The sequence below is a fragment of the Sphingomonas aerophila genome (assembly GCF_014199305.1).
Taxonomy (GTDB): Bacteria; Pseudomonadota; Alphaproteobacteria; order Sphingomonadales; family Sphingomonadaceae; genus Sphingomonas; species Sphingomonas aerophila.
The window spans coordinates 93,311-106,750 of sequence record NZ_JACIJK010000003.1 but is presented as its reverse complement, the minus strand read 5'-3'; the positions used below and the strand labels follow the sequence as shown (position 1 = coordinate 106,750).

Below are 13,440 nucleotides of genomic sequence, written 5' to 3'. Positions count from 1 at the left end.
CGTGGCTTTGGAGGGGGAAGGGATATGAACAGGGTTGGTGGCGGCACGATCGCGATGCTGATCTGCATCGCGGCGAGCGGATGTGCAGGCGGCGCTGGAAACCTGCCGCAGCTTTCCGCGGCCGCGCCAGCAGCCTACCGCCTTGGGCCGGGCGACCAGTTGCGCATCAGCGTTCAGGGCCTGGACGCGATGAACAACACCTACACTATCGGTGACACCGGCGCGATCGCGATGCCGCTGGTCGATGTGGTTCCGGCCGAGGGCAAGACGATACGCGAGCTGGAGGTGGCGATCGCGTCGCGCCTGCTCGAGCGCAAGATCGTGCTGGAGCCGAAGGTCACCGCGCAGATCCAGACCTATCGCCCGTTTTTCGTTCTGGGCGAAGTGCAGCGTCCAGGGGCGTATCCCTATGTTCCGGGCATGTCGGTCATGACCGCGGCGTCGCTGGCGGGCGGCTACACCTTCCGGGCCAACACCAAGACCGCGATCATCAAGCGCGCTTCCACGGAAGGACGCGCGACCAGCGACACGCCGGTCCTGCCGGGGGACATCGTCCAGATCCGCGAGACATTGTTCTGAGCACAGCTCGCACCGATGACGCCCCGCATCGCCCGCTATTCGCGCCGCATTGCCCGCCTGGGGATTGCGTGCACCGCGCTGACGGCCACGGCCGCCCTGCCCCAGGAGGTTCGCCGCGATCCGTCGATCGCGAACCTGCCGAGGCCCGGCTATGAACCTCGCAACCTGCGCATGGGCAATATCGTCATCGTGCCGGCGCTGGAGACGACGGCCACCTACAACAGCAACATTTTCGCAACCGACAGGCGGCGCGTCGGCGACGTGATCTTCGCGGTGCAGCCGTCCGTGGAAGCGCGCCGAGACAGCCCGAAATTCAGTACGCGCGCACGCGGCTATGCACGGCTGTACCGTTACGCGGACAACAGCCGGGAGAATGCCAACGAGTTCGGGATTTCGGCCGACGGGCGCCGGTCGATCGGCTCACGCCAGGGCGTCAGCGCTCGCGTCAGCGTGGATCGCACCTTTCAACGCCGCAGCGATCCGGAGGCAGACGTCGACCGCGCCCTTCGGCCCGTCAAGATCAACGTCGCCGATGGCTCATTCGATTACCGCTACGACGGACCCAAGTTCGGGCTGGTGGCGAGTGCCGGCGTGCTGAACGTCAATTACCTGACGCGGGAGGATGCGGACCGTGACGTCTCATCCTACCGGGGCTCGCTGCGTGCTACCCTTCCTATCGGCAACCGGATCGGCACCTTTGTGCAAGGAGCGTTCACGCGCCGCGACGCGCGCCTGGCCGTGGATCGCAGTGGAATCGACCGCGACGTCAGCACCATCAGCGGCCTGGCAGGCGTTTCCTTCGACCTGACCGACCGCTTGCAGGGGGAACTGGGCGGCGGCATCTTTCGGGCCAACCCCGACGCTCCCGGCCTCGAAAGCTTCTCCGGCTTGGCGGTGAGCGGCCGCATGCTCTGGCGCCCTCGCGTACGGACCGCGGTGATCCTGGACGCTTCTCGAGGCGACGTCGCAACGATCCGCATCGGCGCGATCGGGAGGGTCGACTCGCGCTATTCGTTAAGCGTCGATCAGGAGGTCTACCATAATCTGCTGTTCCATGCCGGGGCCGGCCTGCGGAATGTCAGTTATCGGGGCGCTCCGACGCAGGACCAGCGTTTCCTGCGTGGGGAACTGGAGACACGCTACCTCGTGAACCGGCTGGTGACGCTTGTCGCGGCCGCCGACTACACGCGACGGCGCGCGGACCTTGCGGACAACCGTTTCAAGCGCTGGCAACTGACGCTGGGGGTGACCCTTGCTTATTGAGCCTGCCCTGGCGCCGCGGCAGCAGCTTGTCCCATTCGGCAGTGATCCGAGCCGGGGCGAATCGCTGCGCGCTGGTCCGTGCGGCCTGGCCGAGCCGCGCCCTGAGTGCAGCGTCCCCCATCAGCCGATCCAGCGCGCGCCCCAGGGCGGCAACGTCGCCCGGCTCAACCAGCAGGCCATCGACTTCATCCCGGATCAGCACGGCGGGGCCATAATCGCAGTCGAACGATACAGCGGGAAGGCCGGCCGCCATTGCCTCGCCCAGCACGTTGGTGAAACCTTCGTATCGGGAACTGAGCACAAAGGCGCCGGCGTCACCGATCCATTCGGCGGGACCGTTGCTGTTCCCGGGCAGGTCGACGCGTTCGCCAAGCCGCCCCTCGGCCACCTCCGCCTCAAGAAGCGGGCGCATCTCCCCCTCACCCCAGATACGCAGACGCCAGTCCGGGTGTTTGTCGGCCACTGCTCCGAATGCCCTGATCAGCAGGTCAAAGCCCTTCTGATGGGTAAGCCGCCCTACGGCGGTCAGGACATGGCTGTCGGTCTGCCGGTCGCCGTTGGCCGGCACCGCGATCGGGTTTGCGATCACGCGGGCGCGTTTGCGAGCCCGCGGAGCGAGGCAAGCGAGACTCGCTTCGGTCTGCATCACGATTGTCTCCGCGCGCCAGTGCAGGCCGGCGAGCAGGCGGTTCCAGACTGGGGCGGCGTTCTGGGCGCGCGGGTTGTTGCGCTCCGACACGATCACGCGCCGTCCGGTGCCGATGCTGGCGAGGAGTGTCAGGACGTTGATCTTGGTCAGGAAGGATATGGTGACGTCCGGCCGCACCGACGCGAGCGCGCGACGCAAGGCCGCGACCCTCGCGACGACGCGCCACGGACGGCCGGCTTCGGGCGGCAGGCCGAGTCGAACAAGCCGCACTCGCGGATCGAGCGGGTGGAAGATCGGGTCGCCATCCCGGTCAAAGGTGACCACCGTGACACGGCGGCCCTGCGCGACCCAATGGCCGGCAATGATGCTGATCACCCGCTCCGCCCCGCCCGCGCTCAGGCCGGCGATCACGAAAGCGATATGCCGGGGTTCGTCGCCGTCCGCCTTTTCGCCTCCCACAGCCTGAACCGCCGCCATACGCGCCCCTTTTCTCCGCCATTGTATGAAGGGGAGCGTAGCCGCTCGCACGCCCGCCCCGTGAGCGGGCTTCAAGCCTACCCCCTAGGGATAGGGCGCCCGCGCCTGAACACGCATGAAAGGCTCGATCGGCGTGGGGGCAAGGTCACCCGCTGCCACGAACCCGGGGTTGAAGAAGTCCGGCTTGCCATAGCGCATCAATTCCCCGTCCGGCGCAAGCAGCCGGCCGCCAGCGGCGCGCAGCACTGCATCGCCTGCGCCGATGTCCCACTCACAGGTGGGGCCAAGCCGCGGGTAAAGGTCTGCACGCCCTTCCGCGATGCGGCAGATCTTCAGCGAGGAGCCACAGGACACCCGCTCCCCGACCTGGAACTGGGCGAGATAAGCGTCCGTCTCCGGCGTGTTGTGCGACTTGGATGCCACCACGGACAGGTCACCCGTCGGACAGGCGCGGATGCGCAACGGCGCCGGTTTGCCGATCGTCCCATCCGCATCGACCGTTGCGGTCCAGGCCACGCCCGCCATGACATCGCCGACGTACAATTGGCGGTGGGCCGGCGCATAGACCACGCCCAGGCTTGGCGAATGGTGCTCGACAAGGGCGATGTTGACGGTGAAGTCGTCGCGCCGCTCAACAAACTCCTTGGTGCCGTCGAGCGGGTCGACCAGGAAAAAACGGCCGGCTGTGTCGGGAACGTCTCCCGCCGCCATCGCCTCCTCAGCGATTACCGGCACATCGGGCGCGAGTTCAGCCAGGTCCCGCAGGATGATCGCCTCGGCATCGGCGTCGGCGGCGGTGACCGGCGACTGATCGGGCTTGGTCTTCACTGCGCAACCCGCCTCGTAATGCCGCATGATCGTCAGGCCGGCGCTCACAGCGGTTTTGGCAAGATGCCCGATGAGCTCGCACCGCGCCGCATCCTGACTCGTTCCAGTATTCACCCGGTCACCTCCCCCTTGCGAGAGGATATGGTACGATGACACAGATGTCGGCACCAGCACTGTCAACAATACGTAGAGACTTTCCTCATGTCGATGAGAGTGTCGCGGCGATAGAGCCTCTCACGCATTTAGAGGCTCTCGAAGCGGAAAGCATCCATATCATGCGAGAGGTTGCTGCCGAAGCGGAGCAACCGGTGATGCTCTACTCCGTCGGCAAAGACTCTGCCGTGATGCTGCACCTGGCGCGCAAGGCATTTTACCCGAGCGCACCGCCCTTCCCGCTGCTGCACGTGGACACGACGTGGAAGTTCCGTGCCATGTACGAGATGCGCGACCGCATGGCGGCCGAAAGCCGGATGAACCTGATCGTCCATCGCAATCCAGAGGCTCTCGCGCGCGGCATCAACCCGTTCGACCATGGCGCGCTACACACCGACATGTGGAAGACCGAAGGTTTGAAGCAAGCGCTCGACCAGCACCGCTTCGACGCTGCATTCGGCGGCGCGCGGCGCGATGAGGAGAAGAGCCGGGCAAAGGAGCGCATCTTCTCCTTCCGCTCGGCCCACCATCGCTGGGACCCGAAGAACCAGCGGCCGGAGGTCTGGAACCTCTACAACGCCCGCAAGAACAAGGGCGAGACGATCCGCGTTTTTCCGCTTTCCAACTGGACCGAACTAGACGTCTGGCAGTATATCCGGCGCGAGGACATTCCCGTGGTCCCCCTCTACTTCGCCGCACCCCGCCCCACGGTGGAACGCGACGGTCTGATCCTGATGGTGGACGATGATCGCTTCCCGCTCCGGCCAGGCGAGCGGCCGGTGGAGCGCTCCGTCCGCTTTCGGACGCTCGGCTGCTATCCCCTGACCGGCGCGGTCGAAAGCACCGCGCGGACCGTCGCGGAGGTGATCCAGGAAACGCTGCTCACCACCAGCTCGGAGCGTCAGGGCCGCGCGATCGACACGGAAACGGGTGGCGCCAGCATGGAACGCAAGAAGCAGGAGGGCTATTTCTGATGCCGCCCCATGCCCGTTCCGACGCTTACCGTCCCGAAGCGCTGATCGCGGAGGACATCGACGCCTATCTCGCCCGGCATGAGCGCAAGACGCTGCTTCGCCTCATCACGTGCGGTTCGGTCGATGACGGAAAGTCGACGCTGATCGGCCGGCTCCTGTACGAATCGCACACCATCTTCGAAGACCAACTCGACACGCTAACCGCGGAGTCCGCGCGCCTTGGTACGCAGGGGGACGCAATCGACTTCGCCCTGCTGGTCGATGGCCTCGCCGCGGAGCGCGAGCAGGGCATCACGATCGACGTCGCCTACCGCTTCTTCTCGACCCCGGCCCGCAAGTTCATCGTCGCGGATTGCCCGGGACACGAACAATATACGCGCAACATGGTCACTGGTGCGTCCACCGCCGACCTGGCCGTAATCCTGGTGGATGCGCGCAAGGGCGTGCTGCCCCAGACCCGACGCCACAGCCATCTCGTCCATCTCATCGGGGTTCGGCACCTCGTCCTCGCCGTGAACAAGATGGACCTGGTCGATTATGACCAGGCGACTTTTGACCGGATCGTCGCGGATTATGTCGACTTTGCCGGGGGCATCGGCATCACAGGGGTAATCGCCGTCCCGGTATCGGGGTTCAAGGGCGACAACATCACCACAGCAAGCGTGAACACGCCCTGGTACACCGGGCCCGCGCTGATCGAACACCTGGAAGCGGTGGAGCTGGACCAGTTCTCCTCCCGGACGCGGCCGTTCCGTATGCCCGTCCAATGGGTCAACCGGCCGCACCATGACTTTCGCGGCTTTTCGGGCCTGATCGCAAGCGGCACCGTCCGGCCCGGCGACCAGGTTTCCGTGCTCCCTTCGGCCAGGCGATCGACCATTTCCCGCATCGTGACGGAGGGCGGCGACCTGCCCGTGGCCGTTGCCGGCCAGTCCGTCACGCTGACCCTGTCGGACGAGGTCGATTGCTCGCGCGGTGACGTCATCGCCAGTGCCGGCGATCCGCCGCAGGCGGCTGACCAGTTCGAGGCGACACTCGTCTGGATGGCCGACGAACCGATGCTTCCCGGCCGCGCTTATTGGCTGAAGCTCGGCGCGCAACAGGTCGCTGCCACCATTCAGACCACGAAATATGAGGTGAATGTCGTCACGGGCGAGCGGCTGGCCGCGAAGAAGCTAGAGTTGAACGCGATCGGCGTCGTGAACCTGGCAACGGACCGGCCGCTCGTGTTCGAGCCTTATGCCGACAACCGGACCATGGGCGGCTTCATCCTCATCGACCGGCTGACAAACGCCACCGTCGCGGCCGGCACCCTCCATTTCGCCCTCAACCGCGCACAGAACGTCCAATGGCAACCGCTCGACATATCGCGCGAGCATCATGCCCGGATCAAGAATCAGAAGCCGGCGGTTCTTTGGCTGACGGGCCTGTCCGGGGCGGGGAAGTCGACGATCGCCAACCTGGTCGAAAAGCGGCTGGCATGGATGAACCGGCACACCTTCCTGCTCGATGGCGACAACATCCGCCACGGCCTCAACCGCGACCTTGGCTTTACCGAGGTCGACCGGATCGAGAACATCCGCCGCGTCGGTGAGGTCGCGAAGCTGATGACCGACGCCGGCCTGATCGTGATCGCGGCCTTCATCAGTCCGTTCCGCGCCGATCGTGACCTGGTGCGCAGCATGACGGCGCCGGGCGAGTTCGTGGAAGTGCACATCGATACGCCGCTCGCCCTTGCCGAAGCGCGCGATCCCAAGGGTCTGTATGCCAGGGCGCGGGCGGGCGAACTGAAGAACTTTACCGGCATCGACAGCCCTTATGAGCCGCCCGACGATCCGGAACTCCGGATCGACACCGCGGCCGTCACACCTGCCGAGGCCGCAAACCTCATCGTCAGCTACCTGGTGGGAGACCCAAGGTGACCACCGCGGCCACGACATCTCCACCCCTGCGTGCTACCTTACAGCGGAGCAATCCATGCGCATCCTAGTCACTGGAGTAGCCGGCTTCATCGGCATGAGCCTGGCCCGCCGCCTGCTTGCCCGCGGCGATACCGTGATCGGCATCGACAACATCAACGATTACTACTCACCCCAGCTGAAGCATGACCGGCTGGCGGTTTTGATGGACGAGGGTGGCGACCGGTTCCGGTTTCATCAGGTCGACTTTGCCGATCACAAACGGCTCGACAGCGTCCTTCACGGCGCGACCTTTGACCGGATCGCGCATCTGGGCGCGCAACCGGGCGTGCGCTACTCGATCGAGAACCCGCGGGCCTATATCCAGTCGAACCTTGTTGGCCATGCGAACATGCTGGAGCTCGCCCGCGATCGAGGCGTCGAGCACATGGTCTATGCCTCGTCCTCATCGGTCTATGGCGCCAACGCCAAGACCCCTTTCAGCGTCGACGATCGCGTGGACCACCCCTTGTCGCTCTACGCCGCCACCAAGAAGGCGGACGAACTCATGAGCGAGACATACGCCCATCTCTATCGGCTGCCGCTGACCGGCCTGCGGTTTTTCACCGTCTATGGCCCATGGGGGCGCCCGGACATGGCCGTCTGGCTGTTCACCAAAGCAATCCTGGAGGGCCGGCCCATTGCGGTGTTCAACCATGGCGAGATGCGTCGTGACTTCACCTATGTCGATGATATCGTGTCAGGCGTGGTCGCCTGCCTCGACCATCCTCCCGCTGACACGGGAGTGCCTCATGCAGGCGGCAGCATCGCCCCGCATGCGATCTACAACATCGGCAACCACCGCTGCGAGCAGCTGGGGCACCTGATCGACGTTGTTGAGCAAGCCTGCGGTCGCAAGGCGATACGAGATCTGCAGCCGATGCAGCCCGGAGACGTGCCCGCCACCTACGCCGACATCGACGCGATCCGCCGCGATCTGGGCTTCGAGCCCAGCGTCTCTATCGAGATCGGTGTTCCCCGCTTCGTTCAATGGTACCGCGAGTACCACGGGCTGGCTATTTCTCGAAGCCACGTGCCGCCGCGGCGCCCACGGGCAACAACGGGCGCCTCGGCCACCGCAAGCCTTTGACCGGGTACCCACCTAGCGGCGAGGCGCAGCTGACTTTCGTTCCAGCGTCGGCACTCCGCTAACCGCCTGGGTGGGCTATGTGAGCGACACTTCCGGGCCGTGCGGTCGGGGCCACCGATCGTCCGCAGGCAAGCATAAGAGGAGAACCGACTGGCGGGCTTATTGTGTCAGGTGTGCGCTGGCGATTGCGTTGGTGAACAGTTCCTGCAGCTTGGCCGAAATGCTCTCGTCGGTGGACACAGTGTACATCAGCCCCGGCGACGCGCATTTCGTCAGTGCAGGTGCGATCTTAGGGATGGCTGCGGTGGCGATGGCACGCTGACCTGGCTCATCATCCTTGATCGATTCAACCGTATACTCGGTGTACAAGATCGCGATCTTGATGCCGCGCGCCTTGATCGCCGTACACGTGTCGATCTGCGCCTGCTGCATCGCATTTCGGGTGCGACCAGCGCCGATGTTCTCGTCGCTCATCCCGTCCGTAACCATGAACAGGAACGCCTGTGGAGTATCGCCTGGCGCGTCAGTTCCCTGGCCTGACTTTGTTGGCAGGACATTGGCCGCCATCCTGTCCAGGATGCTCTTGTAGCTGGTGAATAGATACTCGCTTCCACCCGTTCCGTTGGGCGGACGACCTCCACCCGCCTTGTCGTTTACGAGAACGGCGTCGACCTTCCCGGCCAGGGCGCTCACACTCGTCAAAGGACTGGGGAAGGTCGCGATCTCCTGAAGGTTGGTGCTGTGGTCAAAGGTCCACAGACCAGCCCGGTACTTGCGATTGTTCTTGGTGGCATAGGTCTGAGCCAGCGCCATCAGGTCGACGATTGCGCCCCTCTCGTCGGTGATGCGGGTCCGGATCCCCTGGTTGTTGGTGTACCAATAGCTGTCCACAAAGGTGCCATCAGCGTTGTAGACGCAGATGTCATTGTTTTGGGATGCGCTGACGCGGCACTTGGAATCCGTCGCGGTGCGGTTGGCATAGATGTAGCTGCCGTTGGCATCGATGATCGTCTTCTGGTCGGATCCGAAGCCGCTGGTTCCGTATGACGTGCCTTTGACGATCGCGAACTTCGCGTCGTCCAGGATCAGACTGGGCAGCTCTCCTGGGGTGTGTCCCTCGATCCTGTTGGTGTGGCAGGCAAAGGAGCACTTTAGCTTGGTATCCATGGTGGCGATGCCGGCGCTGGTTGTCGGCAGGGCCATCGAGGGCGACGTATCGAGGGTGATGTAAAAATCCATGTTGGGCGCCTTCATCGCGTTCGCGGTCGAAGACCCCCCGATGCTCAGCGTTCGCAGGCCCAGGATGCCGGCAAAGATGTTCACGGACTCCGCCGTGTAACTCACGGTGACCGTGCGCTCTGCCGAGGCGTCGGTCGCACCATGCATGTCCACCTGCAGCTGTGGCGCGCCTGCAAGATCGGACAGCAACGCGACCTGGGCTGTGAAGGTCGTTGCTGCAAGATCGCGAGCTTCGGTCGCTGTCTTGTTCATCATCGGCTTGGTAACCGCCGCAAGCGCTGCCGCATCTGCCAGAGAGTTGAGCTTTGTGCGCAGCCGCGCGGCCCGGGAATAGTCTATTCCCATGCCGGTCGCGAAGACCATCGGCAGGATCGCAAAGCCCACTATCATAGAAACGTTCCCACGGCGGTCCGCGCGGAGCCGGGAAAGCAGGCTAGGAAGCGTAATTACCATGGCGGAACTTGCCTCAGCTGTCGGTCAGTAGGTCTACGATCTGGCAGCGGAGAGAACTGCAGCTCCCAGACATCGGGATCGATGTTGATCGGCGCGGACTCATGAAAATGCTGTCAGTGAAGGTTAGCGGTCCAATCAGCGATGGTGCCACCACTGGGTCGTAGTGGTACGTCACTGTGCTTTGTATCAAGTACGTGTTCGGCACTCTCATGGACGGCGGGACCGTAAGGTTCTTGCTTTTCAGACTGATGCTGTCAGTTGTGCGGGTCCAACTGAGTTTCGGAACACCACCGCCGTTGATGAAGATCTGCGTAATGCGCATGTCGATGTTGCTGGCCGAATAGGGTGACATCACCTGCTGCGCTGCGTTCATGAACTCCTGAGCTTTGTCGTCCGTTATCTCTTCCTGGCGGGTGGTCAGGTCGCTCAGTGAGCGGGCGGTAACGGTCACCTTGCGATAGGCAGAGATCGCGTCCATCAATTGGTACCCGCCACAGTAAAGCAGGATCAGCACTGGCGCGGCCGCAGCGAATTCGATCGCTCCGACGCCCCGGGTATCGGCGCGCAGCTTTCGAAGATGACGCAACAGCTTCATCACGACAGCGGCTCCGGCTGGAAAACGGCTGTTGCGATAAGCAGTCGCTTGCCGCCACCAATGTTGGAAAGCTTGAACCCAAGCGGCGCCGATACGACGGGTAACGGATACATCAGGCGCATGGTTGTGATCTTTTCTGAGCCAGCCAATTGGTAGCTCCAGCTGTTGTCGACGTTGCCGGAAGCGTCGTAATGCAGAGTAGGCATGGAAGTATCTGCAGCTGCAAAGGAAGCAGCTGTTCTGACGTCAACAATGAGGTTGGCGCACTTCATATATGGCGGAAGAGCCTTGCAGGCCTGCTGCTTGAATGCCGATTGCGACATGGCCGCTTTCTGGGCCTGATTGGTCAGGATGAGCCTTGAAGCCTGTTCAGCCGCGCTCTCCAGCGTCTGCTGCGAAAAGAAGACAATGCTGGTCTGAAGAATAGCGATGATGAGCGCGATCAGCGGCGCGGCGACGATGGCGAACTCAATGATGGTGGCGCCGCGCGTATCAGAGGAGAGCTGGCTCCCAAGCGCTCTGGCGCCCCGATTGCGCGGATTTACACTCTGCAAGTCCATTGGCTGTCGCGCTCCACTTCGGAGGACGATACTTCGGTCTGCTTAAGATACGGTAAGCAGGCCGTGACTGATATGAAGCGGATCTTGCAGCAGCGCTGACCTTGGGACGGGGCGCATTTGCGTGGCCTCGGCGCACCATGACGGATGAGTTGTCCGCTGTGCCCTCGCTACCGCGCATCCGCGATCGCCGTCTTGTGCGCGATCATCTGCCGTACGGCGCTGCGTTTTGCCCAAATGCCGGTGGTTGGGCGCGTCACCTGCTTGCCAGCCGCCGATGCTCTTCGACCCGATTTTGCACGCCGCACTCGTCCTGGCTGCGCTCAACCGGCTTCGACCTAGGCGGCTTCGACCTAGGCGGCTTCGACCTAGGCGGCTTCGCGCAGCCCGCTGCCGAACATTTCCACCCGATTACGGCCTCGCGCCTTGGCTGCGTAAAGGGCGATGTCTGCATCAGTGACGAGATCGGCCAGCGTTCCGTCGTGGCGGATGCGCAGGCCAAAGCTGGCGGTCAACGTCTCCCGCTCTCCGAAGTGGAAATGGGTGATGCGGTTGCGCAAGCCATTTGCGAGGCAGAGGGCCTGTTGTTCATCCAGCCCTGCACAGAGGACCAGGAACTCTTCACCGCCCCAGCGACCGACCACGTCGCAATCCCGGGCGTTGCGCTTCAGGATTCCCGCGAAGGACGCGAGCACCTCATCACCGTAACTGTGGCCCAGCGTATCGTTGACCGATTTGAAATGGTCGATGTCGATCAACATTGCTGTGAGCGGACCCATCTCCTTTTCAGCCAGTTCCGCGTGCTTTTCCGCAATGCCTGCGCGGTTTAGCAGGCGCGTGAGCGGATCGATCTTCGCCGCACGCTCCGCCTCCTCGGCTTGACGCTGGACCGCGGCATGGAGCCGGCGACGAGCCTCGACGTCTTTCTTCAGGTTGGAAATGCGGTGAATAAAGAACAGGCCGATGGCCGTAACCCAAATTCCGAGAATTGAGAGATAGAATTGTTCGGTGCTCAGCAGCACGCCTTCGAGGCGGATGGAATGTAGCTGAAAGCGATGCAGCCCCAATGGCCGCCCGCCCCCTGTCTGAATATCAAGCGCGACCACGTTGTTCAGATCGGGCTGGGCAAGTTCAGGCGGTACATGATTCCGAACGAGCCACCATTCGGGCACGGTAGCTTCGCTCAAGGCAAGGGTGATTACGCCATTATGGCCCTTGGGCACAAACTCGAACCTGTTGAACTTGTCGCCGTCGCCGATGCTGGGGTGACTGTAGCGAGCATCGTGGTTCTTGAAGTGCAGACGCAGCGTTCCAGAAGGCCCGTCGTATGAGAGGTCGAGCTTAACCTCACTATACTTGCGTAAATCGATTCCGTTCTGCCGTCGGCTGCCGTCCAGCAAGAGCTCGAACCCGCAATAGGGGTATTCATACTCCGCGTGTAAATCGCACGACCAGGAAAGCGGCTTCGACTTCTCTTTCCAAGCGGTGGAACGACCGCCCATGTTGGAATCGCCGTACAAAAGGGTCGTGAAGTTGCCGCTCTGCGCATCAAAGACGAGAGATCGGCTCAAAAGGGGATCCCTACACACGATCGCCAGTAACGTGAGGATGAGAAGCGCCAGAAATGCCATTTCGGGCCTGAGCGATGACGGCACAGCCTTCGCGCGAGATATTACGCGAAACATTTCGCCTCGACCGGCGTCCGGCTTATGAACGGCATCCTATCACTCCACCTCTAGCGGAGGTACATCTCACGAACCAGCTAAGGTGACGTTAACACCTGGGTTCAGGGCACATCGATGATAGGCCGTGGCCACGCTCTCGGGCTCTTGCCGGCCTCAGGATTGTGGGTGCGCGCCGGTACGCTAGGATGTCCGCCCAACAACACGGGAGCCGGCGATGAAAGCGGTGCCTATACGCAGGCTGGTCGCAGCGGTATGAGCAGCGCTCCAAGCCGCCTAAGGCTGCGATCGCGCCGGGAAGCTGACGCTGAAGCGCTTTTTTCGACCATGGCTGATACGCAGGCGATGCGGTGGTGGTCACGCGCTCCATTCGGCAGCGTCGAGGAACTACGCGGCTACTTTGCACCTGCAGATGGATCAGGCTGGCGGTCCTGGGCCATTGTCCGAAGCGGTGAGGAGCAGGCAATCGGCTTCGTGTCAGCGGGGCGAAAGCGGGACGGTGTCTCGGAGATTGGCTACCTCCTCGCCCAGGACGCACACGGACAGGGCTATGCCCGCGAAGCCGTCGCGCTGTTGATCGACAACCTCTTCGCGGAAGGAGATCGTCGGATCTTTGCCGATACCGATCCAGACAACAGTGCGTCGATCGCGCTGCTGAAGGCTCTCGGCTTTTCGCTTGAGGGCCGACTTCGCGCCGAGTGGCAGACCCATATCGGTGTGCGCGATTCGCTGATCTACGGCCTCCTCGCCGAGGAGTGGCGAGCTGGCTGAGACGACATCGTCTCCCATAAAGGCTGGCAGGGCCCGAACCACCAGATTGCGGAACGGCTTAGCCGGTCCCGGTCGCCGCTCGGTCCGATCGAGGGTCAGCCTTCAGCCTACCGCGTTCGTCCGATCGAATGCTGCACGAACATGGCCTGGACTCGCAGATGGACATGCATCG

Annotated in this window: 12 protein-coding genes; 6 read left to right on the top strand and 6 right to left on the bottom strand. The window is 63.1% G+C overall.

What is annotated here, in order from left to right:
- Positions 1 to 24: 24 nt before the first annotated feature.
- Positions 25 to 579: a polysaccharide biosynthesis/export family protein gene (locus FHS94_RS05405; protein ID WP_184055480.1), complete on the top strand. Its 555-nt coding sequence runs from the start codon at positions 25 to 27 to the stop codon at positions 577 to 579.
- Between the two features lie 15 nt (positions 580 to 594).
- A complete protein-coding gene (locus tag FHS94_RS05400) occupies positions 595 to 1,842 on the top strand; it encodes an outer membrane beta-barrel protein (RefSeq protein WP_184055478.1) in 1,248 nt (415 codons plus the stop codon).
- On the opposite strand, the gene FHS94_RS05395 is transcribed toward FHS94_RS05400, so the two are convergent.
- Positions 1,799 to 2,968, bottom strand: coding sequence for a glycosyltransferase family 4 protein (locus FHS94_RS05395; protein WP_184055476.1), 1,170 nt, complete (start codon positions 2,966 to 2,968; stop codon positions 1,799 to 1,801). The two genes, FHS94_RS05400 and FHS94_RS05395, sit on opposite strands and share 44 nt — an antisense overlap.
- Positions 2,969 to 3,052: 84 nt before the next feature.
- Complete coding sequence (gene cysQ / locus FHS94_RS05390) at positions 3,053 to 3,910, bottom strand: 3'(2'),5'-bisphosphate nucleotidase CysQ (protein WP_343055177.1); 858 nt, start codon at positions 3,908 to 3,910, stop codon at positions 3,053 to 3,055.
- Positions 3,911 to 4,020: 110 nt separating this feature from the next.
- Here cysQ and cysD point away from each other — a divergent pair, with 110 nt between their 5' ends.
- From cysD to FHS94_RS05375, 3 genes are read left to right on the top strand one after another with little or no spacing between them, the layout of a single operon-like run.
- Complete coding sequence (cysD, locus tag FHS94_RS05385; protein ID WP_343055196.1) at positions 4,021 to 4,923, top strand: sulfate adenylyltransferase subunit CysD; 903 nt, start codon at positions 4,021 to 4,023, stop codon at positions 4,921 to 4,923.
- Positions 4,923 to 6,845, top strand: a complete 1,923-nt coding sequence (gene cysN / locus FHS94_RS05380; RefSeq protein WP_184055472.1) for a sulfate adenylyltransferase subunit CysN — start codon at positions 4,923 to 4,925, stop codon at positions 6,843 to 6,845. Before cysD ends, cysN begins: the two co-directional genes overlap by 1 nt.
- Before the next feature lie 55 nt (positions 6,846 to 6,900).
- The gene (locus FHS94_RS05375; protein WP_184055470.1) at positions 6,901 to 7,971 is read left to right on the top strand and encodes a GDP-mannose 4,6-dehydratase; all 1,071 of its coding nucleotides are present in this window, start codon (positions 6,901 to 6,903) and stop codon (positions 7,969 to 7,971) included.
- A 159-nt stretch (positions 7,972 to 8,130) separates the two neighbouring features.
- Here the strand turns inward: FHS94_RS05375 and FHS94_RS05370 are convergent, their stop codons facing one another.
- The 4 genes from FHS94_RS05370 to FHS94_RS05355 form a co-directional block, all read right to left on the bottom strand.
- Positions 8,131 to 9,600, bottom strand: coding sequence for a pilus assembly protein TadG-related protein (locus FHS94_RS05370; protein WP_184055468.1), 1,470 nt, complete (start codon positions 9,598 to 9,600; stop codon positions 8,131 to 8,133).
- Between the two features lie 76 nt (positions 9,601 to 9,676).
- Positions 9,677 to 10,261 (bottom strand): TadE/TadG family type IV pilus assembly protein, encoded by a 585-nt coding sequence (locus tag FHS94_RS05365; protein WP_184055466.1) that lies wholly within the window; start codon positions 10,259 to 10,261, stop codon positions 9,677 to 9,679.
- Positions 10,258 to 10,818, bottom strand: coding sequence for a TadE/TadG family type IV pilus assembly protein (locus FHS94_RS05360; protein WP_184055464.1), 561 nt, complete (start codon positions 10,816 to 10,818; stop codon positions 10,258 to 10,260). Before FHS94_RS05360 ends, FHS94_RS05365 begins: the two co-directional genes overlap by 4 nt.
- 365 nt (positions 10,819 to 11,183) lie before the next feature.
- Positions 11,184 to 12,446, bottom strand: a complete 1,263-nt coding sequence (locus FHS94_RS05355) for a GGDEF domain-containing protein (RefSeq protein WP_184055462.1) — start codon at positions 12,444 to 12,446, stop codon at positions 11,184 to 11,186.
- A gap of 306 nt (positions 12,447 to 12,752) precedes the next feature.
- Here FHS94_RS05355 and FHS94_RS05350 point away from each other — a divergent pair, with 306 nt between their 5' ends.
- A complete protein-coding gene (locus FHS94_RS05350) occupies positions 12,753 to 13,268 on the top strand; it encodes a GNAT family N-acetyltransferase (RefSeq protein ID WP_184055460.1) in 516 nt (171 codons plus the stop codon).
- Positions 13,269 to 13,440: the final 172 nt, after the last annotated feature.